This is a genomic window from Bradyrhizobium sp. Mp27 (assembly GCF_029953005.1).
GTDB lineage: Bacteria > Pseudomonadota > Alphaproteobacteria > Rhizobiales > Xanthobacteraceae > Bradyrhizobium > Bradyrhizobium barranii.
This window is the reverse complement of sequence record NZ_JASAUS010000801.1, coordinates 1-222: the sequence shown is the minus strand read 5'-3', so window position 1 is coordinate 222 and position 222 is coordinate 1. Positions and strand designations below refer to the sequence as shown.

Below are 222 nucleotides of genomic sequence, written 5' to 3'. Positions count from 1 at the left end.
CATCCATGCGTCGACCAAAGTGTAGGTCAGCCGGATCACGTCGCGCAGGCGCGGAGCATTCTCCAGCCGCGACAGCGTCGGCTGGGAACACAAATCCCGGCCCGTGTCCGGCAGCCGTCCGCAGGCCAGCTTGAATGCGGGATCGGACCGCAGATGATCGAGGTCGTCGGCGTCCTCGTAGCCGCAGCAGATCGCGAACATGCGCGCGCGGAACATATCGAC

Annotated in this window: 1 protein-coding gene; it reads right to left on the bottom strand. The window is 65.3% G+C overall.

Annotated features, from left to right (window positions below; translation table 11 throughout):
• A partial coding sequence (locus QJT78_RS52705; RefSeq protein ID WP_281461008.1) for a transposase occupies positions 1-222 on the bottom strand: 222 nt, incomplete at both ends.